A 24,833-nucleotide genomic window follows, 5' to 3' on the forward strand; every position below is an offset into this window, starting at 1 on the left:
GGTCAAGCCCGGCTGCGCCGCTTGACCATCACGACCGCGCCGCCGACGAGGACCAGGGCCACCAGCGCGCCGGCCGGGCCCAGCGGGATCGAGGACTCGTCGTCGACGTCACGGCCGAAGGTGCCGCCGCCGCCCGCCCTGGGCGCCTTGGTGGGCACGCCGGTCGGATCGGCCTCGGCCCTGACCACCTTGAGCGTGGCCTTGCCGACGTCGTTGGTGCCGTCGCACTTGACGTCGACGGTGTACGAGCCGCGCTTGACCGTGCCGGAGACCGTCGCCTCGCCCCGGACCCAGGGCGAGCCGTTCGCCGGGCTGCCGGTCGTGGCCGGCGTGGCCGACCCGGCCGGCACGGGGTTGAGCGGGACGCCGTTGAGGAACGCCCGCGAGGTCGCGGTGCCGGTGTGGGCCGGGCCGCCGGACGGCAGCGGGCAGTTGGCCAGGATCCACACCTTGGACGTCTCCCCCGCGGTGACCCGGTCGGGGTTGACCTGGACCGCGATGCTCGGCCTCTTGGTGGGCGGCGGGGCGGTGGCCGTGGTCGTCGCGGTGGTCGTCGCCGTGGTCGTCGCGGTGGCGGTGGTGGACGTCGTGGCTGTGGCCGTCGGTGTGCCTGTCGGTGTGGTCTCGGCCGAGGCCGCACACCCGGTCAGCCCGACCACCATGATGGCACCCGCGTACGCGACTCGCCTGACCCTGAGCACCGCCGCACCCCACTTTGCCGTCTTGCACCCAGCATCCACCAAAAATGTGGATGTCGCCCCTCCTGATACCCAGAAATTCTGGGCAAATCCCTGACCAACGATCATGATTTATGTCTTCGGCCAGATACGTCAAGGGTGACAGCTTTGCCGGAAATTGACGGACGTTTTAGCCTTAGGCCGGATCAGACGGCGTGTCGGCCCATCGCTCGCCCACCCCGCGCAGGGTCACCAGGCGGGCGTCGTCGCCGGTCTCCCGGTCGATGTGGATCTCCAGCCGGTCTTCGGCCAGCCCCTCGACCAGGCCCTCGCCCCACTCGACCACGGTGACCGACTCCTCCAGCGAGGCGTCGAGGTCGAGGTCGTCGACCTCCAGGTCGCCGCCGAGCCGGTAGGCGTCGACGTGCACCAGGGGCGGGCCCTGCCGCAGCGACGGGTGCACCCTGGCGATCACGAAGGTGGGCGAGGTGATCGGCCCGCGCACCTTGAGCCCTTCGGCGATGCCCTGGACGAGCGTGGTCTTGCCCGCGCCGAGCGGGCCGGACAGCACGATCAGGTCGCCGGGCCGCAGGTGGGCCGCCAGGCGGGCGCCGTAGGCCCGCATGTCCTCCGCTGTCGCCAGTCGCACTACAACTCCACTCGCTTGATCAGGTCGCGCAGCGCGTCGTTGACGATCCCCGGGCGCTCCAGCTGGATCAGGTGGGAGGTGTCGGGGATCTCGGTGACCTGCGCCTTGGGCAGCGCCGCCGCGATGGCCCTGCTGTGGTCGGGCGGGGTCAGCCAGTCGCGCTCGCCGTAGACGATGGCGGTCGGGACCGGGTCGAGGACGTGCAGCGCGGACAACTTGTCGTGGTTCATCAGGGCCGGGTAGAAGGCGGCGAACACCTCGGTGGGGGTCTGCCTGATCATCGACTCGGCGAAGTCGACCACGGTCGGGCTCACGTTCGCGGAGTCGCCGAAGCCCATGTAGCGGGTGATCAGGAACGCGATGTCGCTGCCCGCGTGCCGGGTCTTGTCGATCAGCGAGCCCTTCCTGCCCAGCAGCGACACGGTGGACGGCGCGACCTTGTGCACGGCCTTGGACACCATCGCCGGCAGCCCCAGCGTCAGCTCGGCCAGTTTGCCCGCCGAGGTCGCGATGAGGGCGACCGCCCGGATCTTGTCGCCGAACAGCTCAGGGTGGCTGTCGGCGAGCGCCATGATCGTCATGCCGCCCATCGAGTGGCCGACCACCACGCACGGGCCGGGCACGAACTCCTCGATCACCTCGGCGAGGTCCTGGCCCAGCCGGTCGATCGTGCTGTCGTCGGCCGTGCCGCGCTGCGAGCGGCCGTGGGAGCGGATGTCCCACAACACCAGCCGGTGGTTCTCGCGCAGCTCCTTGCGCTGGTAGTGCCACGATTCGAGGTTGAGGCAGTAGCCGTGGCACATCACGATCGTCAGCGGCGCGTCCTCGGGGCCGTCGATCTCGACATGGAGCGCCACCCCGTCGGAGGTGACGAGCGTGCGCTCCCTGCCGCGCAGCTCGCCGAACGGCTCGCTGGCCTCCTCGTCGGGCCGCAGCCTGATCCGGCCGACCGCGTAGCGCTTGGCCAGAGCCGCCGCCGCGACACCGGCCGACGCCGCTCCGACGATCGCGCCGGCGATTCCGACCCTGCGCCGCCGTGTTGTCGTCGTCATGTCCCCGATCCTTCTCCGCTCATGGCCGCTCCGGAGTGCCCGCCGTCACATGCTGGTGGACCCGCGGCACCCGGGAACCGATCCTGGTCACGATCTCATGCGTGATCGTGCCGAGGGTATCCGCCCATTCCTGGGCAGTCGGCTCGCCCCCGTCGCCGGGACCGAACAGGACCACCTCGTCGCCCGGCGACAAGGGGTCGTCGCCGACGTCGATCACGAACTGGTCCATGCACACCCGGCCCGCCACTTTCCGGCGGCGCCCGCCCGCCAGCACCTCGGCTCTTCCCGACGCGTGCCGGAGTATGCCGTCGGCGTAGCCGAGCGGCACGAGGCCGAGGGTGGTCTCGTGGTCGGTGACGTAGAGGTGACCGTAGGAGACGCCCGACTCCTGAGGGACGCGCTTGACGAGCGCGATCCTGGCCGTCAGGGTCATGGCCGGACGCAGCCCGAAGTCGCCCAGCTCGGGGACGGGGCTCAGCCCGTACATGGCGATGCCCGTCCTGACCAGGTCGAAGCGGGCGGCCGGCAGGGTCAGCACGGCGGCCGAGTTGGCCAGGTGCCTGATCACCGACGACCCGGCGGCGCCCGCCTGCTCGGCCTGCTTCAGCGCGCTCTCGAACGCCTCCAGCTGCTGATCGACCGACGGATGGCCGGGCAGGTCGGCGCAGGCGAAGTGGGACCACAGGCCGACGATCTCGACGACGCCCTCCGCCCGCAGCTCGAGCGCCCTGCTCAGCAGGCCCGGCCAGGCGGCCAGCGGCGCGCCGCCCCTGCTCATGCCGGTGTCGGCCTCCAGGTGCAGCTTGGCCGGACGGCCCACGCGGCGGGCGGCGGCCGCGATCTCGTCGAGCAGGCCCTCGTGGGCGGCCGACAGCTCGATGTCCTGGGCCACGGCCCGGTCGAGAGGCTCGCCGGGGGTGATCAGCCAGGCCAGGACGGGCGCGGTGACGCCGCCCTCGCGCAGCGCCAGCGCCTCGGCGACGAAGGCCGTGCCCAGCCTGGACGCGCCGCCCTCGAGGACGGCCCTGGCCGAGGGGACCAGCCCGTGGCCGTAGGCGTCGGCCTTGACGGCCCCCATCAACTCGGCGCCGCCCGCCCGCTCCTTGAGCAGGGCCACGTTGTGCCGGATGGCGGACAGGTCGACCCGCGCCTCGGCGGGGGTGGCCATCGAGGAGTACATCTCTCCAGTGTGGCAGCTCAGACGGGTGGTCGAGCGCGGTTCGCACCGCTCAGGGACGAGGTTCGCCGTGGACGGACCGGATGGCCTCCGGGACGGCCGCCGCCACCCCGGCCGCGGTGAGCGGGGCGCCGCGGGCGGCCAGCCGGCCGGCCAGCCCGTGCACGTACGCGCCGGCCGAGCCCGCGTCGTAACAGCACAGCCCCTGGGCCAGCAGCGCGCCCGCCACGCCCGACAACACGTCGCCGGTGCCCCCGGTGGCCAGCCACGACGTGCCGGTCTCGTTGACGCGGACCGGCCTGGCCTCCTCGGCCACCACCGTGGTCGAGCCCTTGAGCAGCACGGTCACGCCCAGCTCGGCCGCGGCGCGGCGGGCGTGCTCCAGCCGGGCGGCCTCGATGTCGTCGCGGCTCACGCCGATCAGCCGCGACAGCTCGCCCGCGTGCGGCGTGATCAGCACGGGCGCCCGCCTGCGCAGCAACGACCGGTCGCGGGCCACCAGCGAGAGCCCGTCGGCGTCGATCAGCACCGGGACGTCCGAGGCCAGCACGCGGGCGGCCAGCTCGTGCGCCCAGTCGCCGGTGCCGAGCCCCGGCCCGAGCAGCCACGCCTGGACGCGGCCCACGTCCTCGACGGACGGCCGGTCGAGCGGCGTGATCACCGCTTCCGGCCAGTGGGCGCGCACCTGCTGGACCGGCTCGTGGGTGCCCGCGTAGCGGACCAGGCCCGCGCCCGCCCGCAGCGCTCCGCCCACGGCCAGCACGGCCGCGCCGGTGTACTGGTCGCTGCCCGCGGCCACCCCGAGCACGCCCCTGCGGTATTTGTCGGACTCGTTGCCGGGCCTGGGCAGCAGGTCCTCCACGTCCGCCCGGGTCAGCGCCGCGACGTCGGGGTCGGGCAGGAAGGGGCCGAGCCCGATGTCCACCAGCTCGACCCGGCCCGTGTGCGCGGCGCCCGGATCGACCAGCAGCCCCGTCTTGTACGCCCCCATCGTCACCGTCACCCGCGCCCGCACCGCCGCGCCCGCGACCCGCCCGGTGCTCGCCTCGACGCCGCTCGGCACGTCGACCGCGACGATCGTGCCGTGGGCCGCGTTCGCCTCCTCGGCCAGCCGGGCGTACGGCTCGCGCAGCGCCCCCGTGGCCCCGATGCCGACCAGCCCGTCCACGATCAGGTCGGCGTCGTGGACGTCCTGGACGGCTGAGGGGCCGGCCACGCGGCCTCCCGCGTCGAGGAAGGCGCGCAGGCCGCCCTCGTGCGTCCTGGCGCCGGCCAGGACCGCCTCGACCCTGGCTCCCCGGCGGGCCAGGCGCTCGCCGGCGTAGAGGGCGTCGCCGCCGTTGTCGCCGCTGCCGACCAGCAGCACGACGCGGGCGCCGTAGACCCGGCCCAGCAGGTCGGCGCAGACGGCGGCGAGGCCGTGGGCGGCCCGCTGCATGAGGGCGCCCGCGGGCAGGCGCGCCATCAGCGTGCGCTCGGCGTCCCGGATCTGGTCGGCGGTGTAGGCGGTCTTCATGGCCTCACTCCGTTCGGCTGCTCGGTCGCCATATGCCGCCTTCCCCCGCTCCGGTCGCTCCGCTCCAGCTGCCGCTCCACGCGACGGCGCCGCCGCGCGCGCATGATCCGAAACTATCCCTCCGCGATCACGTAGGCCACGGCGACGCCCCCGTCATGGCTGAGCGACAGGTGCCAGCGCTTGACCCCGAGGCCGTAGGCCACCTCGGCGACCTTGCCCGACACGTGCAGCTCGGGCTTGCCCAGCTCGTCGCAGCGCACCTCGGCCTCCAGGTGCCCGAGCCCCCTGGGCGCGCCGAGCGCCTTGGCCACGGCCTCCTTGGCGGCGAACCTGGCGGCCAGCGAGTGCGCCGGCAGCGGCCGTTCGAGGTCGGTGAACAGCCGCTCGCGCAGCTGCGGTGTACGTTCGAGAGCCGCCTCGAAGCGGGCGATGTCGACGATGTCCACTCCGATACCCAGGATCATCGTCCCAGGCTACTCAGAACAGGCCGCGCTCCCACGGCCCCCAGATGGCGAACGACCGCCCCTGGACGGCCTGGACGTTGACATAGAGCGTCCGGCCGCCCGGCCCGAACGTCGAGCCGGCGAACTCGGCGCCCGGATCGCCGGGGATCGGCTGGAGGCGGCAGAAGTCGAAGATCTCGCCCGTCCTGGTGAGGCCGCGCAGGAAGTTGTCGCCGTCGCCGTCCTCGCAGAGCACCAGCGTGCCGCGCCGGCTGACGGTCACGTTGTCGGGCAGGTCGAGCGCCGACGAGCGCGGCGACTCGTAGACCAGCCGCAGCCGCCCGCTCCACGTCTCGTACGCCCACACCTGGCCCCGCCCGTCGCCGAACCCGGGAGGCGGCCGGTCGCCCGGCGCGGTGGCCCCGCCCTGGGTGGAGACGAAGTACACCACGCCCTGGTGGAAGACCGCGCCCTCCAGCCTGGCGAAGATCGCCGCGCCGCCCGCGCGCCCCTGCCGGCCCACCGCCTGGACGGCCTCCTCGTAGGGCGGCCTGCCGGTGAAGCGGGGGTCGGGCTCGTCGATGTGCACCCAGCGCGTGGCGTAGGAGGCTCCCGCCCGCTGCCCGCGCGACAGGTCGGCGCGGTCGGCGCCGACGACGGCGAGCATCTGCAGCCGGCCGCCGTCGAGCAGCCGCCCCTCCCGCATCGGGTGCTTGGGCGGCAGGTAGCGGTAGAAGCCGGAGGGGAAGGAGAAGTTGTCCTCGGTGAGGTAGACGGCTCCGGTGGCGGGGTCGAAGGCGGCCGACTCGTGCGGGAAGCGGCCGGCCGACCTGATCGGCCGCGCGCTCGCGACCCCGTCGACCGGCACCTCGAACAGGTAGCCGTGCCTGCGCTTGAGCTTGCTGTTGTCGCTTCCGGACGGGTCGTCGCCCACGTCGGGGCCGTTGACCGTCTCCTCGCAGCTCACCCAGGCCCGCCACGGCATGGGGCCGCCGGAGCAGTTGGTCATGGTGCCGTTGAGCGAGGGACCGCTGCTGATCACCTCGCCGTGGCGGGTGACGTGCAGGGTCGAGGTGCCGCCGCCGGCGGCCGGGTCGTAGGCGGTGTCCTTGTCGCCGAACGCGCCGACCGGGCCGGTGACCTCGTGGTTGCGGACGAGGATCGTGCTGCCCTCGGGGCCGCTGAAGGCCGCCATGCCGTCGTGCCTGCCCGGGACGGTGGAGCCGTCGGTGAACCGCTCGCCCGCGGCGCTGAACGAGCGGTACCGGAAACCGTCGGGGAGGTGCAGGCGCACCTTGCCGTCGCGCAGGTCGGCGACCGGTCGCAGCGGCCCGTAGCCGACGGCGGGCCGCACGCCGCCCCTGGCCCCGGCGCAGGCGACCCCGGCGAAGGGCCCGGCCACGGCCAGGGCGTTGGCGAGGAAGCGACGGCGATCCACAAGACCTCCCGGGAGGCTACGTCCGGAACAGTAGCCGCCCGCCGGTTCCGGCACGCCCGGATCGTCGGGACCGGTCTTTCTTCCCGGAATCATGCTTTGGTAATCCCACGTTTTTGTCCACAGGCTGTGGACGACCCCGCGCCGTACCCGCCCATGATCGCATTTGTCCCCCATCGCTACGCTGCCTAGGTGAACAACGGCTACGTGGAACTGAGCAGGGAGCAGTGGAGCGAGCTCCGCAAGAACACGCCCTTGACTCTCACCGCAGACGAGCTGGAAGACCTGCGCGGCGTCGATGACCCCATCGACCTCACCGAGGTCACCGACATCTATCTCCCCCTGACCCGGCTGCTCAACCTGCACTTCACCGGGTCCAGGCAGCGCAGCAGCGTGCTGAGCGCCTTCCTCGGCGACGCGGGGGCGCGCGTGCCGTACATCCTGGGCATCGCCGGGAGCGTCGCGGTCGGCAAGTCGACCACGGCACGGCTGCTGCACACCCTGCTGGCCCGCTGGCCCGAGCACCCGCACGTGGAGCTGATCACCACCGACAGCTTCCTCTACCCCAACGCGGTGCTGGAGGCCAAGGGCATCATGCAGCGCAAGGGCTTCCCGGAGAGCTACGACCGGCGCGCGCTGGTCAGGTTCGTGGCGGAGGTCAAGGCGGGCGCGCCCGAGGTGTACGCGCCGGTCTACAGCCATCTGGAGTACGACATCGTCCCCGGCGCCCGCCAGGTCGTGAAAAATCCAGACATCTTGATCATCGAGGGGCTGAACGTGCTCCAGCCGGCCCCGCCCACGTCCCTGGCCGTCAACGACTACTTCGACTTCTCCATCTACGTGGACGCCAAGGTCGAGGACATCCGCACCTGGTACGTCGAACGGTTCCACAAGCTGCGCCGCACGGCCTTCGAGGACCCGAAGTCCTACTTCAAGTACATCGCCGAGCTCACCTACGAGCAGGCCACGGACTTCGCGGTCAACGTCTGGCGCGACATCAACGAGCGCAACCTGGTCGAGAACATCGCCCCCACCAGGGGACGCGCCGACCTCGTCCTGCAGAAGGGCGCCGACCACGCGGTCAGGCGGGTACGGCTTCGCCGGACCTGAACACCTCGTCGAAGACGTAGGCGGCGAACCGGCCCGCGCACTCCTGGTCGTCGATGTCGGCGAACCAGCAGTCCTCACCGTGATCGTGGCATCTGAAGCGAGTCATGTGAGGCAGCCTCGCGTACGGCGGTCAACACGACGTCAATGTCCGATGGACGACAATGGCGGAGTGCTGCATCTGCGACTGATCACCCCCGCCGACCGCACCGACGAGGCCGTCGCGCTGTTGCAGGGGTGCACGGGCGTCACCAACGTCATTGTGCTGCCCGGGGCGGCCCGCGAGCCGGCGGGCGACGTCGTCCTCTGCGACGCCGCCCGCGAGGCGGCCAACGAGGTGATCAGCAGGCTCAAGTGGGTGGAGGACGTCGGCTCGATCGCCATCGAACAGGTGGACCTGTCGTTGTCCAGGGCCGCCACGGCGGCGGTCGAGGAGGCGCCCGGCGACCCCGACGACGCGGTGGTGTGGGAGGAGCTGGCCCACAAGGTCTCCAGCGAGTCCCGCATCACCTGGGCCTACCTGGCCTTCCTGGCCATCGCGACGCAGCTCGCGGGCATCGGCGTGCTGCAGAACTCGCCCATCCTGATCGTCGGCGCGATGGTGCTCGGCCCGGAGTTCGGCGCGATCGCCGCGATCTGCTTCGGCCTGCTGGGCCGGCGCGGACGCCTGATCACCACCGCTCTGCGGACGCTGGTCATCGGCTTCACCGTCGCCATCGCCATCACCTTCGCCTGCGCGCTGGTCTCCAACTGGCTGGGCTGGATCGACCTCGGCAATTTGAAGGTGAACGCGGAGGTGCAGTTCATCGTCAAGCCGGACAAGTGGTCGTTCATCGTGGCGCTGCTGGCGGGGGCGGCGGGCGTCCTGTCGGTGACGGCGGGCAAGTCCTCGGCCCTGATCGGCGTGTTCATCTCGGTCACCACCGTCCCGGCGGCCGGCTACCTCGCCGTCGCGCTGGGGCTCGGCGACTGGGCGGAGGTCGCGGGGTCGGTCTCGCAGCTCGCGGTGAACATCCTCGGCATGGTCATCTCGGGCACCGCCACGCTGTTGGTCCAGCGGAAATTCTGGCCTCAAGTAGGACAGCGTTCATCCGTGTGAACGAGGCCAGGCCCACCCCGCGACGGGTAGGGTCCGCCACATGCACATCCTCGCCACCGAGGGGCTGACCAAACGTTTCCCCACCGTCACCGCGGTCGACGGGCTCACGGTGACCGTGGGATCCGGCGTCACCGGGCTGGTGGGGGCGAACGGCGCGGGCAAGTCGACACTGATCAAGATGCTGCTCGGCCTGCTGCCGCCCAGCCAGGGCGCCGCGCGGGTGCTCGACCTCGACGTCACCGCGCAGGGCGCCGAGATCCGCCGGCTCGTCGGCTACATGCCCGAGCACGAATGCCTCCCTCCCGACGTCTCCGCGACCGAGCTGGTCGTCCACCTCGCCAGGATCTCCGGGCTGCCGCGCACGGCCGCCCGCGAACGCGCCGCCGACGTGCTGCGCCACGTGGGCCTGGCCGAAGAGCGCTACCGCCCGATCGGCGGCTACTCCACCGGCATGAAGCAGCGGGTCAAGCTGGCCCAGGCTCTCGTGCACGACCCCAAGCTCGTCTTCCTCGACGAGCCCACCAACGGGCTCGACCCGCGCGGCCGCGACGAGATGCTGACGCTGATCAGGCGCATCGGCACCGAGTTCGGCATCAGCGTGCTGGTCACCTCCCACCTGCTGGGCGAGCTGGAACGCGTCTGCGACCACGTGATCGTCATCGACGGCGGCCGGCTGCTGCGCTCGTCGGCGATCTCGGAGTTCACCCAGGCCACCCAGACGATCACGGTCGAGGTCGAGGACGGCCTGGAGCCCCTGGCCCGGCGCCTGACCGAGACCGGCCAGACCGTCTCCCAGCAGGGCCGCCTGCTGGTGGTCAAGGTGCTCGGGCCCGAGACCTACGACGCCGTCCGCGACGCCGCCGTCGACCTCGACCTGTGCCTGATCCGCCTCGAACAGGGACGCCACCGCATCGAGGACGTCTTCAGGGAGGAGGCGGCCAATGTCTGAGATCTACGACATCGGCTACCGGCACTACGACGGCCCCCGCATGGGCGGCGCGTACGCCACCCGCGCGCTCACCGTCCACAGCCTGCGCGGCATCTTCGGCCTCGGCCGTCCGGCGCGCAGCAAGATCGTGCCGTTCGCGCTGGTCGTCATCATGCTGCTGCCGATGGTGGTGTCGATCGCGCTCATGGCGCTGGCCAAGCAGCGCGGCATCCCCTACAGCGGGTTCGCGGTGCTCATGCAGGCCGTGGTGGCCATCTTCCTGGCCTCCCAGGCCCCCACGGTCGTCGCCCCCGACCTGCGCCACCGCGTGCTGCCCCTGTACCTGTCGCGGCCGATCTCGGTCTTCCAGTACGTGGCGGCCAAGGTGATCGCGATGACCGCCGCGTTGTTCCTGCTGGTCGCCGGGCCGCTGACGCTGCTGTGGATCGGCGAGCTGGTCGTGGACATGCCGGGGCCGCCCGCCACCGGCGAGTACGTCGGCGCGCTGCTCATGGCGCTGGTGCTGGCGCTGCTGCTGTCGGCGTTCGGCCTGGCCCTCGCCTCGTTCACGCCGCGGCGCGGGCTCGGGGTGGCCTCGGTGATGACGGTCTACCTGCTGTCCTCGGCGTCGGTGCCGCTGCTCTACGGCACGATGCTCAGCACCGGGAACGAGTCGTCGGCTCCCTGGGCCTGGTTGATGAACCCGTTCTGGCTGGTCGACTCCGTGCAGTCGTGGCTGTTCGGCACTCCGTCCCACGCCGACGGCCCGTACCCGAACGGTCCCGCCTCGGCGGCGATCCTCGTGGTGCTGATCGGCGTCGGCCTGGCCGCTCTCGCGCTGCGCTACAGGAAGGCGGCCTCGCGATGAAGATCGAGCTCTCCCAGGTGTCCCGCTGGTACGGCAACGTGGTGGCGGTCAACGACGTGACCATGACGATCGGCCCCGGCGTCACCGGCCTGCTCGGCCCCAACGGCGCGGGCAAGTCGACGTTGCTGCACATGATGGCCGGGTTCCTGGCGCCGTCCGGCGGCTCGGTCACACTGGACGGCACCCAGGTCTGGAAAAACCACCATATCTATCGAAATATCGGCCTGGTCCCGGAACGCGAGGGCGTGTACGGCTTCCTCACCGGCTGGCAGTTCGTCCTGTCCGCCGCCCGCCTGCACGGCCTCCCCGACCCCGTCGAGGCCGCCCGCAAGGCCCTGGCCACGGTCGAGATGGAGGAGCCGAAGGACCGCCGGGTGGAGACGTACTCCAAGGGCATGCGCCAGCGGGTCAAGGTGGCCGCCGCCCTCGTCCACGACCCGGCCGTGCTGCTGCTCGACGAGCCGTTCAACGGCATGGACCCGCGCCAGCGCCTCCACCTGATGGACCTCATCCGCGCCATGGGCACCGCGGGCAAGACGATCCTGTTCAGCTCGCACATCCTGGAGGAGGTCGAGCGGGTCGCCCAGCACATCGAGGTCCTGGTGTCCGGCCGGCACGCGGCCTCGGGCAACTTCCGCGAGATCAGGCGCCTGATGACCGACAGGCCCCACCTGTTCGTCATCCGTTCCAGCGACGACAGGAAGCTCGCCGCGGCCCTGATCCGCGACGAGTCGGCCGGCGGCATCACGCTGCGCCCCGACGGCCTGGAGGTCCAGGCGACGGAGTTGCGGCGCTTCGCCTGGCTGCTCCCGCGCGTCGCCCGCGACGAGGGTGTGCGCCTGCACCAGGTCTCCCCCGCCGACGAGGACCTGGAGAGCGTCTTCGCCTACCTGATCAACAGGAGCACCTGAATGAACACCGTGGTCGCGGGCATCACGTACCGCTCACTGCTCGGGCGTCGCCGCATCATCCTGCTCCTGCTGCTCCCGCTGGCGCTGATCGCCCTGGCCGTGCTGCTGCGCGTGGCGACCGGCGCCGACCAGAAACTGGCCGTGGACCTGATGCAGAAGTTCGCCGTCCAGGCCATGCTGCCCCTGCTGGGGGTCATCGCGGGCACGGGCGTCATCGCGCCGGAGATCGACGACGGCACCGTCATCCACCTGATGTCCAAGCCCATCTCCAGGCCCGTGATCGCCCTGACCAAGTTCGGGGTGGCGGCCTCGCTCATGGCCGTGTTCGGGGCCCTGCCGACGTACGTGGCGGCCTGGATCCTGGTGGGCGGCGAGGACGGCATCGCGGCCGGCTTCGCCCTCGGCGCCCTGGTCGCCGGCATCGCCTACGCCGCGCTCTTCCTGGTCCTCGGGGTCGTGACCAAGCACGCGGTCACGATCGGCGTCATCTACGCCCTCGTCTGGGAGGTCACCGTGGTCAACCTCATCCCGGCGGCGGGCAGGTACTCGATCCAGGCGTGGGCCGCGTCCATCGCCGACCAGATCTCCGACTCGCCGTTCCTGGAGTCGAAGGTCGCGATCGGCTTCGCCGTGCCGGCGCTGGTCGTCGTGACCGTGGGCGCGGTCTTCTGGGCCGGCCGCAGGCTGCGCGTGTTCGCCCTCACCGGCGACGAGTAACGGCCCGGCGGGTACGGCACGAGGCCGTACCCGCCCAGGCGCGTCAGGAGGCGCAGGCCGTACGGACCACGTCGGCCAGGCGGCCGGCCACCTGGTTGGCGTGCTCCTCGGAGGCGGCCTCCACCATCACCCGGATCATGGGCTCGGTGCCGCTCGGCCGGATCAGCACCCGGCCGGTCTCCCCCAGCTCCGCCTCGGCCTCGGCCACGGCGGCGATGAGCTCGGGCACCGACGCCTTGCCCTTGTCGACGTCCTTGACGTTGATCAGGATCTGCGGCAGCGGGGTCATCACCGAGGCCAGCTCCTTCAGCGGGACGCCCGACTTGGCCACCACGCCCAGCAGGTGCAGCGAGGTGAGCAGGCCGTCGCCCGTGGTGGCGTGGTCGAGCATGATGACGTGGCCGGACTGCTCGCCGCCCAGGTTGAACCCGTCGGACTTCATGCGTTCGAGGACGTAACGGTCGCCGACCGCGGTCTCGATCACGGTGATGCCGGCCTCGCGCATCGCCAGCTTGAAGCCCAGGTTGGACATGACGGTCGCGACCACGGTGTCCTTGGACAGCAGGCCGTCGCCGTGCATGGCGGCGGCGAGCACCGCCATGATCTGGTCGCCGTCGACGACCGTGCCGGTGTGGTCGACCGCCAGGCAGCGGTCGGCGTCGCCGTCGTAGGCCACGCCGAGATCGGCGCCCCTGGACACGACCACCTGCTGGAGCTTGTCCAGGTGGGTGGAGCCGTGCCCGGCGTTGATGTTGAGCCCGTCGGGTCTGGCGCCGATGGCCTCGACCCGGGCGCCCGCCCGCACCAGCGCCTCGGGCGCGACCATGTGGGCGGCGCCGTGCGCGCAGTCGACCACGACGTGCAGGCCGTCGAGCGCGGCGGTCATCGTGGTCAGGACGTGCGAGATGTAGCGGTCGGCCTCGCCGTACGCGTCGCGCACGCGGCCGACCCCCGAACCGACGGGGAAGGACCAGCTCTCACCGAGCCGGCGCTCGATCTCGTCCTCGACCGCGTCGGACAGCTTGAAGCCGCCCCTGGCCAGGAACTTGATGCCGTTGTCCGGCGCCGCGTTGTGCGAGGCGGACAGCATGACGCCGAGGTCGGCGCCGAGCGCGGCGGTGAGATGGGCGACGGCCGGGGTGGGCAGCACGCCGAGGCGCAGCACATCCACTCCGGACGCCGCGAGGCCGGCGACCACTGCGGCCTCCAGGAACTCCCCGGAGGCTCGCGGGTCCCGGCCCACGACGGCCACGGGACGACGTCCCGTGGCCGCGAACGCGCCCGCATCACCGAGTACATGGGCGGCCGCCACGGACAGGTCCATGGCGAGCTCGGCCGTGAGGTCGCGACCAGCGACCCCACGGACCCCGTCGGTGCCGAAAAGGCGCGCCAATTTAGCGCTTGCTGTACTGCGGAGCCTTGCGGGCCTTCTTGAGGCCGTACTTCTTCCGCTCCGTGGCGCGGGCGTCACGGGTGAGGAAGCCGGCCTTCTTCAGCGGCGGGCGGTTGACGTCGACGTCCAGGATCGCCAGGGCGCGGGACAGGCCCATGCGCAGCGCGCCGGCCTGGCCGGTGACGCCGCCGCCGTCGATGCGCGCGATGACGTCGAACGCCTCTTCGGCGCCGAGCACCACGAAGGGCTCGTTGACGATCTGCTGGTGGACCTTGTTCGGGAAGTAGACGTCCAGCGAACGACCGTTGATCGTCCACTTGCCGGTGCCGGGGACGATGCGCACGCGGGCGATCGCCTCCTTGCGGCGACCGGTGCCGTACGAGTTACCCGTGGTGACGGGCTTGCGCACGGGCGCGTCAGCGCTGGCAGCGGACTCGGTGGTGTACTCGGACGGGAAGTCCTCGCCGGAGAATTCCTCCAGCTCGGTCTCGACGACCGTCTCGACACCGGTGGGCTCAGCCACGGTTCTCCTCTAACTCTTTCGAACTACTACTGGGCGATCTGGGTGATCTGGAACTGCACCGGCTGCTGAGCCTGGTGCGGGTGGTCGGAACCCGCGTAGACCTTCAGCTTCTTGGCCATCTTCCGGCCGAGGGAGTTCTTCGGCAGCATGCCCTTGACGGCCTTCTCGACGGCCTTCTCCGGCCGCTTGTCCATGAGCTCGCCATAGGTGACGGAACGCAGACCGCCCGGGTAGCCCGAGTGACGGTACGCCTTCTTCTGCTCACGCTTGTTACCGCTCAGCGCAATCTTGTCGGCGTTGATGACGATGACGAAGTCACCGGTGTCGACGTGGTTGGCGAAGATCGGCTTGTGCTTGCCGCGGAGCAGGTTCGCGACGTGGCTGGCCAGCCGGCCCAGCACGACATCGGTCGCGTCGATGACGTACCACTGACGCTGGACGTCGGCGGGCTTCGGTGAGTACGTGCGCACGGTCGTAGCCTTCTTTTGCTCGCGTCTTCGGCGCTGTCGGATGCGACAGCTACATGGGTCGGTCGGTGCGGGCACACGGCAGCCCGGACCTTCCGTCTCCCGAGCCCGATGGGCTTGACGATGGGAGATGACGCCGGACGCGCCGCGCATCGGTCACGCTGGACCTATGCACACAACGAACGATTAGGTTACCCGCCTACAGGCGCGCAGGTCAAAAGACCGGTAACCCTGCACGAGTCTACCTGACAGCAGAACGGTTCCATTTCGTTTCCCTGGGATCCCTTCTTTCGCAGTACCCGACATCTCTATCGTTAGCTGCGGTATGTGGCGGAACTCTCACACCCGGCAAACCCAGCGGGGCGCGCGGCGCCGGAACAGCCTGGGCGTGCTGGCCTGCCTGATGGCCGCGCTGTTCACCGGGGTGCTGCTCGGCCGGCTGTCCGACGACGTCGAGCCCACCGCCCACATCTACCTCAACGAGACCGCCCCGCCGGCCGCGGCCACCGCGCGTCCCGCCCCCACCGCCGGCCAGAAGGCCCAGCCCGAGCTGGACCGCATCCCGCGCCAGGCCAGCACGGTCAGGACGCCGCGCGGCAGGTCCACCCCCAGGCCAGCCAGGACCCCCGAGGGGCAGATCGCCGGCTTCGACGCCGACGACGACCCCACCCAGGTGTTCACCGGCGGCGGCGACCAGGCCAAGGTGATCCCCGGCATGGCCGCCCGGGTCGTCACGCTCACCAACGCCGCCCGCGCCGAGCACGGCTGCGGGCCGCTGCGGGTGGACGGCAGGCTGGGACGCTCGGCGCGCGAGCACTCGCTGGAGATGGCGCGCACCGGGCAGCTCGCCCACAACTCCCCCGACGGCGCCTCACCCTGGGACCGCATGGACCGCGCCGGCTACCACTGGGGCGCCGCCGAGAACATCGGCAACGGCTACAGCACGCCCGAGCAGGCCGTACGCGGCTGGCTGGACAGCCGCGACCACCGCAGGAACATCCTGGACTGCACCCTCAAGGCCATCGGCGTCGGCGTCGCCGCCGGACCGGACGGCCCATGGTGGACCCAGGACTTCGGAACTCAATGACGAACATCACGGTAATGTCTCCGCATGGTTTCCAACGGCAATGAGGAACGTGGCACGGACAGCGGTCCCCGCCGTTCGCGCAGGGAGCGCGCCGCCGAGAGCGAGACCACTCAGCAGTCTCCGTTCCCGCCGCCGCCGTCCTCGCAGTCCCCTTTCCCCGGGCCTTCGCAGCCGCCGCAGTCCGGCCGCACCGGCCAGTTCCTGCCGCCCGAGCAGCCCGGCCAGCCGGGGCCGTTCGGTCAGTCCGGATCGTTCGGCCAGTCGGGGTCGTCCGGCCAGTCGGGATCGTTCGGCCAGCCGCCGTATTCGTCGCAGTCCGAGCAGTCGACGCAGTCGGGACAGCCGGGACAGTCAGGGCAGGCGGGGCAGTCCGAGCAGTCGCCGCAGCCGCAGCAGAGCCGGGTCGGCTGGAGCCCCTACGACGAGGGCCGGCGCTCGCGCGCCCCGCTGTGGTTCGCGATCGGCGGCGTCCTGCTGCTGGGCCTGCTCGGCGGCGGCCTGGCGCTGATGTGGAACGCCGACGGTCCCAGCACCGCCGCCGCCGGCGCCCCCACCAGGACCTCCGCGCCGCTCCCCTCGGCCCCGCCCGGCAAGTACGGCTTCGCGGCCGAGCGCAAGACCGACCCCGACCCGATCACGGTCAAGGAGATCTTCGGCTCGACCAAGAAGATCAACGTCTCGGGGCGCTCGTACGAGATGACGGTCACCAGCAAGGACAAGAAGTGCACCGACGGCGCCCTGGGCGACAAGCTCCAGAAGGCGCTCAAGTCGGGCAAGTGCACCCAGCTCCTCCGGGCCAGCTTCCGCGACAAGTCCGGCAAGGTGATCGGCACGATCGGCGTGGCCAACCTCAAGACGAGCGGCACCGCCAGCAAGGTGGCCAAGGTCGGCGACGCGAGCAACTACGTCAAGCCGCTGGCCGGCAAGGACAGCGTCACCAAGATGCTCGGCTCGGGCAGCGGCGGCGCCAAGATCTCGACCCACGGCCACTACGCGATCATGGTGTGGTTCCAGAACAAGGACGGCAGCAAGCCGGACAAGAAGGAATCGAAGCGCATCCTCGAAGCCATCAAGGACCTCAGCGACGCGACCGTCTTCAAGGCTCTGGACAACCGTTCGATGACGGGAAGCGCCCTCAGCTGAACCGGCATCCTGCCCGATAACCCCCCAAAGGGGACGGCGGATCCCGCGGGGAACCCCCATACCGACATAACGATCTCGCTACTCTCGCTAGGCTCGCCCTATGCGTGGCCAGGAACCCGGGTCCGAGCACGATCGCAGGGAAGCCGACCGTACGACCGCATCGCCGATGCCACCGCCGAGTTTCGGCCGCATCGGCAGCGGCGTCCCGTCGGCGTTCTCTCCGTCAGGTGAACCGACCGGCGACGAGGCGCGGGTTCCAGGTGGCACTCCACCGGAGCCCGCGGAGGCGTCCACCGGCGTACAGCCGTGGGAGGTGGCCGGCGACGACTCGGCCCCCTACGACTGGTTCGCCGACGACGCCCCCGACACCACCGCTCCCGCACCCCCGAGCTCCTCCGGGGCCGGCGCCTTTCCCGAGACCTCCGGCCCCCGAGCGGGCGGCCCCTCCGAAGCCTCCGGCTCCTTCAACGTCCCTGGGCCTCACGCCCCTTACGGAGCACCTGTCCCCGCCGCCGGCGCCCCCTTCGCGCCTCCCGAGGCGGGCGGCGCTCCGCAGGGCCCGGGAGTCGACGAAGACACCGTCGCCGCCCCTCGGTCCCCCCGCAGAAACACCGGCCCTTGGCCGACCGGCACGCCGAACACCCCCGCAGCCGCTTCCCCCACCCCCACGGGTGCTCCCCCCACCCCGGCCGCGCCCTCAGGCCCCCCGGCCGCCGGATCCGGCATCCCCGGCACTTCGGTCCCGGGAGCCCCTGGAGCGCCCGGAGCCCCCACCTCTGCCCCCGGCAGCTGGGGATCGCCTGCGTCCGCGTCCCGGATGCCCGGAACGCCCGTCTCGGCTTCCGACCCCGCAGGGGTTGCCGATGCCCCCGAGTGGGCTGTTGACGCCCCGACGAGGCCCGCCTGGGCCCCCCAGGTTTCCGACGCTGCGGGCGAGTCGTCCCGCTCGTCCGCCCGGCCCGCCTGGGCGCCCCAAGCTCCCGACCAAGCCGCCTCGCCGCCCAGAGCCGTCCCCGGCCCCGGACGCCCCCTCGGCACCCCCACCGAAGCCGGATGGGGCCCGAAGCCGTCCAGCGAGACCGGGCCGAGCGCAGGCGCCGCCGACACACCCGCCTGGACCCCTAGAAACGCCACCGAAGCCACCTGGGGCCCGCACCCCCAGGACGACGCCGGCCAGGGCCCGCGCCCCGGCAACAACCCTGCCCGGGGTCCGCAACCGGAGGACGACGTCTCCTGGACCCCTGACCCCGGCCAGTGGGCCGCCACCCCGGAGGAAGACCCTCCCGCCTGGCCGGGCCAGTCGGCCGCGCCGGGCACTCCGCAGTGGGAGCAGCCGGAGCCGGTCGTGCCGGGCGCGCCGCAGAGGGAGCAGCCGGAGCCGGTCGTGCCGGGCGCGCCGCCGTGGGAGCCGCCGCCGGCGTTCACAGCCGCCGCCGCGGGCCTTCAGGTGTGGCCCGCCCCGGTCGCCGACCCGCACACCATGCCTCCATGGCCCGCCGCCACGGGCGAACTCGTGGCCGAGCCGGACACCGACGAGCCGTCCCTCGGCGACCCCACCGCCCGATTCCCCACCCCCCAGGCCGGTCACCCTGGGCCCCCGGCGGCGGCCGGCAATCAGCCCACGCAGTTCCCCACCCCGCCGACCGACACCCCGACCGGCCCATCGACCGGCCGCCCCACGGAGCCGACCGGCCCATCGACCGGCCGCCCCACAGCGCCGCCGGTCCCCCCGTCGTCCGCCGCGGCCGCCACCTCCGCCACCGGCGTGCCCACCGACCCGAACGCCACCGCACCGGCGTTCCCCCACGACCCCGCAACGCCGTACGACCAGGACGCCGCACCGTACGCCCCCGGCCGCCCGCCGTACCCCGCCGACGCCCGCGACACCCCGGACACCGCACCACACGACGCCCCTGACGCCGTACGGTTCGGCACCGAGCCCGGACACTCCGGCCCCGACGCCGGACGTTTCACCCCCGAGGCCGGCTCGTACGATCCCGAGGCCGGTTCACCCACCCCCGAGGCCGGTTCGTACGACCCCGATGCCACCCGCCCGGGCGGCATCCCCAAGGCGGCCCACTACTTCGACCCCGAGGCCGCCAAGCGCGACGCCGCCGCCACCGTCCAGCAGCACGCCACCCCGGCCGCTCCGCACGACGAGCACGACCCGGCAGCCCTGGACACCCCGCCCCAGGGCATGCGCGCGTCCGACCCCCGCGAGCAGCCCACCGGCCCGATGCGGACGGCCCACCACGTCGAGCCCCACCCCACCAACCCGACGGGTCGCCCCCCGGAGCCGGGCGACGTACCCGTCTGGCCCCCGGTGCCCCCCGCCGAGGAGAAGCGCCCGGAGGACAGGCACCCGGACGAAAGGCCCGACGCGGCGACGCAACGCGCAACCGGCCACGCTCCCGACACGCCTGCACAGACCGCCCACCCAGCGGAGCAGGACGAACCCCGGCGTTCACCGGAGCTGCGCCCGGACCCGTCCCCCACCCAGGAGAGACTCCCCGACCTGCCCTTCAACCAGAACCTGTGGACGAAGAGGCCCGGCACCGCCATCGACCTCCCCACCCCGCCCCAAGGCACGCCCGCCTTCCCGCCCGGCGCGTTCAGGCAGCCCCCGTTCCAGATCCCACCGCCACCGCCTCCGGCCCGCGGCAAGAGCAAGCGCGCCCTGCTCGTGACCCTCGGCGCCCTGGCCCTGGCAGGCGTCGCGACCGGCGGCTTCTTCGCCTACCGCGCGCTGAGCACCGCCCCGCCGGCCGCCACGACCGCGGGCGCCACCCCCGCCCCGCCCACGCTGCTGCCCACGACGGAGCTGACCACCAGCCCGCCCGCCGACGTCCCGGGCGCGTCCATGCTCAATTCGGAGGAGACCGACCCGAAGAAGATGTCCGTGACGGAGGCGTTCCCGAAGAAGAAGGTCTCCGCCGCCGGCACGACGTTCACCAGGGTCAAGACCGACACCGAGACGAGCTGCGACAAGGCGGCGACCGGCGCGTTCGCCGACGCGCTGCGCGAGCGCAAGTGCAGCCGGATCATCCGGGCCACCTTCGTCGACAGCAAGCGCCGCTACGCCGTGACCACCGGCATCGCGGTGCTGCCGACCAAGGAGGACGCCGTCCAGACCGACCTGGCCAAGAACCTTCCGCGCAACGTCTGGTTCCGCGCGCTGCCCGGCGCTAAGGGAAGCGGCGGCGAGCGGGTGTCCATCGCCGGCGGCTACGCGGCCGGTCTGGTGTGGGGCAGGTACATCGTCTTCAGCTACGCCACCCACGCCGACGGCCACACCCCGGACGCCGGCGACAAGACGCTGGCCAAGGTCAGCGGGGCGTTCCGGGACCAGACCTCACTCGTCCTGGAGCGCCGCGTCACCAAGGGCTGAGAGCGTGCGGACCCGGCGGGTGGCGGCGGCCCGGGCGGCGAGTTCGTCGGCCGCCGGGTAGCCCACCTCCTCCAGGCACAGCCCGTGCGCGGGCGCGACGTGCACCCCGGAGTCCCGTACGGCCCGCGTCAGCACCTGGCCGGGCCACTCCACCGGCCGCCGCCCGTCGCCCGCGGCCAGCAGTGAGCCCACCAGCGCCCGGACCATCGAGTGGCAGAACGCGTCGGCCACGACGGCGGCGACCAGCACGCCGTCCGCCTCGCGCGTCCACTCCAGGCGCTGCAGTTCCCTGATCGTCGTGGCGCCCTCGCGCTTCTTGCAGAACGCCGCGAAGTCGTGCTCGCCCACCAGCCGCCGGGCCGCCTCGTTCATGGCGTCGAGGTCCAGCGGACGGCTGTGCCAGACCACCTCGTGCCGCCGCAGCGGATCGGCCCCGCCCGCCGTGTCGCACACCCGGTACGCGTACCGCCGGAACATCGCGGAGAAACGGGCGTCAAAGCCCTCAGGAGCCACCGAGACCCGATGAACGCGTACATCCAGCGGCAGAATTCCACCCAGCCGCCGGACGAGCGCAGAGAGCCGCTCATCGAGTTCCAGCGGCCCGCGGTTGCCGTCGAGCTCGGCCAACGACGCGGCCGGCACGTCCACGTGCGCCACCTGGCCGCGCGCGTGCACGCCCGCGTCCGTCCGCCCGGCCACGGTCAGCGCGGCGGGCTCGCCGAGGCGCAGGATCCTGGTGAGCGCCAGCTCGATCTCACCCTGGACCGTACGGCGACCGGGCTGCCTCGCCCATCCGGAGAAGTCGGTCCCGTCGTATGCCAGATCCAGGCGGAGCCGTAGCACGATCGTCCCTTTCGCGTTCACGGAAAAGGGCCCGGACCCCCGCGAAGGGGGTCCGGGCCCGATTCAACCAGCCTGAGAGATCAGGCCTCGTCCTTCTTCGCCTCGGCCTCGGCGGCCGGAGCCTCCTCGGCGGCAGCCGGGGTCTCCTCGGCGGCGGCCTCGGGGGCCTCGGGCGCCTCGGTCTCGGCGGCCTCGGTCTCCTCGGCGGCCGGAGCCGGAGCGGCAGCGGCGGCCGGAGCCTCGGTACGGCGGGTGGTGACACCGTTCAGCGGCTCGGACACCAGCTCGATGACGGCCATCGGAGCGTTGTCGCCCTTACGCGCGCCGACCTTGGTGATCCGGGTGTAACCACCCGGACGCTCGGCGAACGTCACCGCGATCTCGGTGAACAGGTGGTGAACCACGCCCTTGTCCTTGACCACGGTCAGGACCTGGCGACGGTTGTGGATGTCGCCCTTCTTCGCCTTGGTGATCAGGCGCTCCGCCAGCGGGCGAAGGCGCTTGGCCTTGGCAACCGTCGTACGGATCTTGCCGTGGCGGAACAGGTCCGTGGCGAGGTTCGCCAGGATCAGCCGCTCGTGCGCCGGGCTGCCGCCAAGACGTGCACCCTTGGTGGGCTTGGGCATTGCTTTCTCCTCTTGGGTTAACCCGCCCCGGCCGTACCAGGTACCGGAGTCGGGCCGGCCGCAGTCACCACGACTGGGCCGTTACGTTCGTCACGCGCCGAGCGGCTGGGCCACTCGGCGCGTGCGGGGCACGTGCGGAGACGGGTCTCCGCACGAGGCTCAGTACTGCTCGGTCTCGACGTACGCGCTGTCGTCGTCGTCGTAGCCGCCGCCGGCCACCGCGCTCGGGTCGAACCCGGGCGGGGAGTCCTTGAGCGCCAGCGACATCTCGTGCAGCTTCTGCTTGACCTCTTCGATCGACTTGGCCCCGAAGTTCCTTATGTCGAGAAGGTCCTGCTCACTGCGGGCGACGAGCTCACCCACGGTGTGGATGCCCTCGCGCTTGAGGCAGTTGTAGGAGCGAACGGTCAGGTTCAGCTCCTCGATCGGCAGCGCCAGGTCGGCGGCCAGGGCGGCGTCGGTCGGCGACGGGCCGATGTCGATGCCCTCGGCCTCGACGTTGAGCTCACGGGCCAGGCCGAAGAGCTCGACGAGGGTCTTGCCGGCCGAGGCCACCGCGTCGCGAGGCTTCATGGCGGGCTTGGTCTCGACGTCGAGGATGAGACGGTCGAAGTCGGTGCGCTGCTCGACTCGGGTCGCCTCGACCTTGTAGGTGACCTTGAGCACCGGGGAGTAGATCGAGTCGATCGGGATGCGCCCGATCTCCTGGCCCGGCTGCTTGTTCTGGGCGGCGGAGACGTAGCCGCGACCGCGCTCGACGGTCAGCTCCATCTCCAGCTTCGCCTTGCCGTTGAGCGTGGCGATGCGCAGCTCGGGGTTGTGCACCTCGACACCGGCCGGAGGCGCGATGTCGGCGGCGGTGACCTCACCCGGGCCCTGCTTGCGCAGGTACATCACGACCGGCTCGTCGTGCTCGGAGGAGACGACCAGCTCCTTGAGGTTCAGGATGATGTCGGTGACGTCTTCCTTGACCCCGGGAACGGTCGAGAACTCGTGCAGCACGCCCTCGATGCGGATGCTCGTCACGGCCGCGCCCGGGATGGACGACAGCAGCGTGCGGCGCAGCGAGTTGCCGATGGTGTAGCCGAAGCCCGGCTCCAGCGGCTCGATGACGAACCGGGACCGGGTCTCGTCGATCGACTCTTCGAGGAGAGTCGGGCGCTGAGCGATCAGCATGGTGTGGGTTCTCCCCTTGTCGTGTGGCGCCCGCTATATGACGCCACTCCGATAAACAGTCTAGTTCGGGCACGGAAGACCGCGTATAGCGGTCTTCCGTGCCCGAACTAGGACGTCAGTGACTACTTGGAGTAGTACTCGACGATGAGCTGCTCTTGGACCTGGGTGTCGATCTGCTGGCGAACCGGCAGCTGGTGGACCAGGACGCGGAGCTTCTCCGGCACGACGCCGAGCCACGCGGGAACCGTGCGCTCGCCCGCGGTCGCCCGAGCGACCTCGTAGGGCAGCAGGTTGCGCTTGGTCTCGCGGACCTCGATGATGTCGTGCTCGCGAACGCGGTACGACGGGATGTCGACCTTCTTGCCGTTCACCAGAATGTGGCCGTGGCGCACCTGCTGGCGGGCGGCGTCACGCGACTGGGCGAAGCCGGCGCGGTAGACGACGTTGTCGAGACGGCTCTCCAGGATCTGGAGCAGCACCTCACCCGACTTGCCGCTCTTGCCCGCGGCCTCCTCGTAGTAGTTGCGGAACTGCTTCTCGAGGACGCCGTAGATACGACGGGTCTTCTGCTTCTCGCGAAGCTGAAGCTGGTACTCGGACTCCTTGGGGCGTCCGCGGCCGTGCTCACCCGGCGGGTAAGGACGGATCTCGATGGGGCACTTGGCGGACTCGCACTTGCTGCCCTTGAGGAAGAGCTTGGTCTTCTCGCGACGGCAGAGCTTGCAGTCCGCGCCCGTGTAACGAGCCATTTCTCAATATCTCCTGGGGAAATTCAGACGCGGCGGCGCTTCGGCGGACGGCAGCCGTTGTGCGGGACCGGCGTGACGTCCTGGATCGAACCCACCTCGAGGCCGGTGGCCTGGAGGGAGCGGATCGCGGTCTCACGGCCGGAGCCGGGACCCTTGACGAACACGTCGACCTTCCGCATGCCGTGCTCCATGGCGCGGCGGGCGGCGTTCTCGGCGGCCATCTGAGCGGCGAACGGGGTGGACTTACGGGAGCCCTTGAAACCCACGTGGCCGGCGCTGGCCCAGGAGATCACGTTCCCGTTGGGGTCGGTGATCGAGACGATCGTGTTGTTGAACGTGCTCTTGATGTGGGCGTGCCCGTGAGCGACGTTCTTCTTTTCCTTGCGGCGCACCTTCTTCGGGGCACCCTGACGGCTCTTAGGAGGCATTGTTTGCCATTACTCCTGAGATCTTCGGTCCGCGGCTGTGGACTACTTCTTACCGGGCTTCTTCTTACCGGCGACGGTCTTCTTCTTGCCCTTACGGGTACGCGCGTTGGTCTGCGTGCGCTGACCGTGGACCGGAAGGCCCTTGCGGTGCCGGATGCCCTGGTAGCAACCGATTTCGATCTTGCGACGGATGTCGGCCTGGACCTCGCGGCGCAGGTCACCCTCGATCTTGAAGTTCGCCTCGATGTAGTCACGCATCGGGACGAGCTCGGTGTCGGAGAGCTGGTGCACGCGGAGGTCGCCGCTGACACCGGTCGCCTGGAGGATCTCCTGAGCGCGGGTGCGGCCGATTCCGTAGATGTAGGTGAGAGCGATCTCCAGCCGCTTCTCGCGGGGGAGGTCGACGCCAACCAGGCGAGCCATGGTCGGGC

26 protein-coding genes are annotated in these 24,833 nt (G+C 71.4%); 9 read left to right on the forward strand and 17 right to left on the reverse strand.

The window, feature by feature from the left end; genetic code table 11:
• Window positions 1-2: 2 nt before the first annotated feature.
• The 7 genes from AB0J71_RS19200 to AB0J71_RS19230 all read right to left on the reverse strand — a co-directional run bounded on the left by AB0J71_RS19200 (window position 3) and on the right by AB0J71_RS19230 (window position 6,952).
• Window positions 3-662 (reverse strand): hypothetical protein, encoded by a 660-nt coding sequence (locus AB0J71_RS19200; RefSeq protein ID WP_364415228.1) that lies wholly within the window; start codon window positions 660-662, stop codon window positions 3-5.
• A gap of 211 nt (window positions 663-873) precedes the next feature.
• A complete protein-coding gene (tsaE, locus tag AB0J71_RS19205) occupies window positions 874-1,326 on the reverse strand; it encodes a tRNA (adenosine(37)-N6)-threonylcarbamoyltransferase complex ATPase subunit type 1 TsaE (RefSeq protein WP_364415230.1) in 453 nt (150 codons plus the stop codon).
• Window positions 1,326-2,378 carry an alpha/beta hydrolase gene (locus AB0J71_RS19210; protein ID WP_352318664.1) on the reverse strand — a complete coding sequence of 351 codons (1,053 nt, stop codon included), beginning with the start codon at window positions 2,376-2,378 and terminating at the stop codon, window positions 1,326-1,328. Before AB0J71_RS19210 ends, tsaE begins: the two co-directional genes overlap by 1 nt.
• A 19-nt stretch (window positions 2,379-2,397) precedes the next feature.
• Entirely contained in the window at window positions 2,398-3,546 is a 1,149-nt protein-coding gene (gene alr, locus AB0J71_RS19215) for an alanine racemase (protein WP_352318787.1), read from the reverse strand.
• 61 nt (window positions 3,547-3,607) lie between these two features.
• The gene (locus AB0J71_RS19220; protein ID WP_364415232.1) at window positions 3,608-5,071 is read right to left on the reverse strand and encodes an NAD(P)H-hydrate dehydratase; all 1,464 of its coding nucleotides are present in this window, start codon (window positions 5,069-5,071) and stop codon (window positions 3,608-3,610) included.
• A 113-nt stretch (window positions 5,072-5,184) separates the two neighbouring features.
• A complete protein-coding gene (locus AB0J71_RS19225; protein WP_352318661.1) occupies window positions 5,185-5,535 on the reverse strand; it encodes a holo-ACP synthase in 351 nt (116 codons plus the stop codon).
• Window positions 5,536-5,548: 13 nt separating this feature from the next.
• Window positions 5,549-6,952 (reverse strand): alkaline phosphatase PhoX, encoded by a 1,404-nt coding sequence (locus AB0J71_RS19230; RefSeq protein WP_352318659.1) that lies wholly within the window; start codon window positions 6,950-6,952, stop codon window positions 5,549-5,551.
• A 204-nt stretch (window positions 6,953-7,156) separates the two neighbouring features.
• On the opposite strand from AB0J71_RS19230, the gene coaA reads away from it, so the two are divergent.
• On the forward strand, window positions 7,157-8,059 hold the full coding sequence (coaA, locus tag AB0J71_RS19235) for a type I pantothenate kinase (protein ID WP_352318785.1): 903 nt from the start codon (window positions 7,157-7,159) through the stop codon (window positions 8,057-8,059).
• Here the strand turns inward: coaA and AB0J71_RS19240 are convergent.
• Window positions 8,031-8,165 carry a hypothetical protein gene (locus AB0J71_RS19240; protein ID WP_352318657.1) on the reverse strand — a complete coding sequence of 45 codons (135 nt, stop codon included), beginning with the start codon at window positions 8,163-8,165 and terminating at the stop codon, window positions 8,031-8,033. The two genes, coaA and AB0J71_RS19240, sit on opposite strands and share 29 nt — an antisense overlap.
• A 63-nt stretch (window positions 8,166-8,228) precedes the next feature.
• Between AB0J71_RS19240 and AB0J71_RS19245 the strand changes: the two genes are divergently transcribed.
• From AB0J71_RS19245 to AB0J71_RS19265, 5 genes are read left to right on the forward strand one after another with little or no spacing between them, the layout of a single operon-like run.
• Complete coding sequence (locus AB0J71_RS19245) at window positions 8,229-9,155, forward strand: DUF389 domain-containing protein (protein ID WP_352318656.1); 927 nt, start codon at window positions 8,229-8,231, stop codon at window positions 9,153-9,155.
• Window positions 9,156-9,195: 40 nt separating this feature from the next.
• A complete protein-coding gene (locus AB0J71_RS19250; RefSeq protein WP_352318655.1) occupies window positions 9,196-10,104 on the forward strand; it encodes an ABC transporter ATP-binding protein in 909 nt (302 codons plus the stop codon).
• Window positions 10,097-10,951 carry an ABC transporter permease gene (locus AB0J71_RS19255; protein WP_352318653.1) on the forward strand — a complete coding sequence of 285 codons (855 nt, stop codon included), beginning with the start codon at window positions 10,097-10,099 and terminating at the stop codon, window positions 10,949-10,951. Before AB0J71_RS19250 ends, AB0J71_RS19255 begins: the two co-directional genes overlap by 8 nt.
• Window positions 10,948-11,862, forward strand: coding sequence for an ABC transporter ATP-binding protein (locus AB0J71_RS19260; protein ID WP_364415233.1), 915 nt, complete (start codon window positions 10,948-10,950; stop codon window positions 11,860-11,862). The genes AB0J71_RS19255 and AB0J71_RS19260 overlap by 4 nt, the downstream gene beginning before the upstream one ends.
• Window positions 11,863-12,579 carry an ABC transporter permease subunit gene (locus AB0J71_RS19265; RefSeq protein ID WP_352318650.1) on the forward strand — a complete coding sequence of 239 codons (717 nt, stop codon included), beginning with the start codon at window positions 11,863-11,865 and terminating at the stop codon, window positions 12,577-12,579.
• 43 nt (window positions 12,580-12,622) lie between these two features.
• Here AB0J71_RS19265 and glmM read toward each other — a convergent pair whose 3' ends face one another.
• Genes glmM through rplM form a run of 3 tightly spaced genes read right to left on the reverse strand, consistent with a single transcriptional unit; the run spans window position 12,623 to window position 14,965 of the window.
• Window positions 12,623-13,972, reverse strand: a complete 1,350-nt coding sequence (glmM, locus tag AB0J71_RS19270; RefSeq protein WP_364389329.1) for a phosphoglucosamine mutase — start codon at window positions 13,970-13,972, stop codon at window positions 12,623-12,625.
• A gap of 1 nt (window position 13,973) precedes the next feature.
• Complete coding sequence (gene rpsI / locus AB0J71_RS19275; RefSeq protein ID WP_125644639.1) at window positions 13,974-14,495, reverse strand: 30S ribosomal protein S9; 522 nt, start codon at window positions 14,493-14,495, stop codon at window positions 13,974-13,976.
• 26 nt (window positions 14,496-14,521) lie between these two features.
• A complete protein-coding gene (rplM, locus tag AB0J71_RS19280; protein ID WP_352328322.1) occupies window positions 14,522-14,965 on the reverse strand; it encodes a 50S ribosomal protein L13 in 444 nt (147 codons plus the stop codon).
• Between the two features lie 322 nt (window positions 14,966-15,287).
• Here rplM and AB0J71_RS19285 point away from each other — a divergent pair, with 322 nt between their 5' ends.
• The 3 genes from AB0J71_RS19285 (at window position 15,288) to AB0J71_RS19295 (ending at window position 20,580) form a co-directional block, all read left to right on the forward strand.
• Window positions 15,288-16,049 (forward strand): CAP domain-containing protein, encoded by a 762-nt coding sequence (locus AB0J71_RS19285; RefSeq protein WP_352328321.1) that lies wholly within the window; start codon window positions 15,288-15,290, stop codon window positions 16,047-16,049.
• A gap of 24 nt (window positions 16,050-16,073) precedes the next feature.
• Entirely contained in the window at window positions 16,074-17,192 is a 1,119-nt protein-coding gene (locus AB0J71_RS19290) for a hypothetical protein (RefSeq protein WP_352328320.1), read from the forward strand.
• 817 nt (window positions 17,193-18,009) lie between these two features.
• Window positions 18,010-20,580, forward strand: a complete 2,571-nt coding sequence (locus AB0J71_RS19295) for a hypothetical protein (protein ID WP_364415235.1) — start codon at window positions 18,010-18,012, stop codon at window positions 20,578-20,580.
• Here AB0J71_RS19295 and truA read toward each other — a convergent pair.
• From truA to rpsM, 6 genes are all read right to left on the reverse strand, one after another.
• Window positions 20,545-21,423, reverse strand: a complete 879-nt coding sequence (gene truA, locus AB0J71_RS19300) for a tRNA pseudouridine(38-40) synthase TruA (RefSeq protein ID WP_364415237.1) — start codon at window positions 21,421-21,423, stop codon at window positions 20,545-20,547. The genes AB0J71_RS19295 and truA overlap by 36 nt on opposite strands.
• Before the next feature lie 80 nt (window positions 21,424-21,503).
• The gene (gene rplQ / locus AB0J71_RS19305; RefSeq protein ID WP_364389332.1) at window positions 21,504-22,049 is read right to left on the reverse strand and encodes a 50S ribosomal protein L17; all 546 of its coding nucleotides are present in this window, start codon (window positions 22,047-22,049) and stop codon (window positions 21,504-21,506) included.
• A 159-nt stretch (window positions 22,050-22,208) separates the two neighbouring features.
• Window positions 22,209-23,225 carry a DNA-directed RNA polymerase subunit alpha gene (locus AB0J71_RS19310; protein ID WP_043623495.1) on the reverse strand — a complete coding sequence of 339 codons (1,017 nt, stop codon included), beginning with the start codon at window positions 23,223-23,225 and terminating at the stop codon, window positions 22,209-22,211.
• A 122-nt stretch (window positions 23,226-23,347) separates the two neighbouring features.
• Window positions 23,348-23,974 carry a 30S ribosomal protein S4 gene (gene rpsD, locus AB0J71_RS19315; protein ID WP_352327498.1) on the reverse strand — a complete coding sequence of 209 codons (627 nt, stop codon included), beginning with the start codon at window positions 23,972-23,974 and terminating at the stop codon, window positions 23,348-23,350.
• A 23-nt stretch (window positions 23,975-23,997) separates the two neighbouring features.
• Complete coding sequence (gene rpsK, locus AB0J71_RS19320; protein ID WP_020542285.1) at window positions 23,998-24,402, reverse strand: 30S ribosomal protein S11; 405 nt, start codon at window positions 24,400-24,402, stop codon at window positions 23,998-24,000.
• Window positions 24,403-24,444: 42 nt separating this feature from the next.
• Complete coding sequence (gene rpsM, locus AB0J71_RS19325; protein ID WP_125644650.1) at window positions 24,445-24,825, reverse strand: 30S ribosomal protein S13; 381 nt, start codon at window positions 24,823-24,825, stop codon at window positions 24,445-24,447.
• Window positions 24,826-24,833 lie beyond the last annotated feature (8 nt).

Origin of the sequence: Nonomuraea sp. NPDC049637, assembly GCF_040675235.1 — a bacterium.
Classification (GTDB): Bacteria; Actinomycetota; Actinomycetes; order Streptosporangiales; family Streptosporangiaceae; genus Nonomuraea.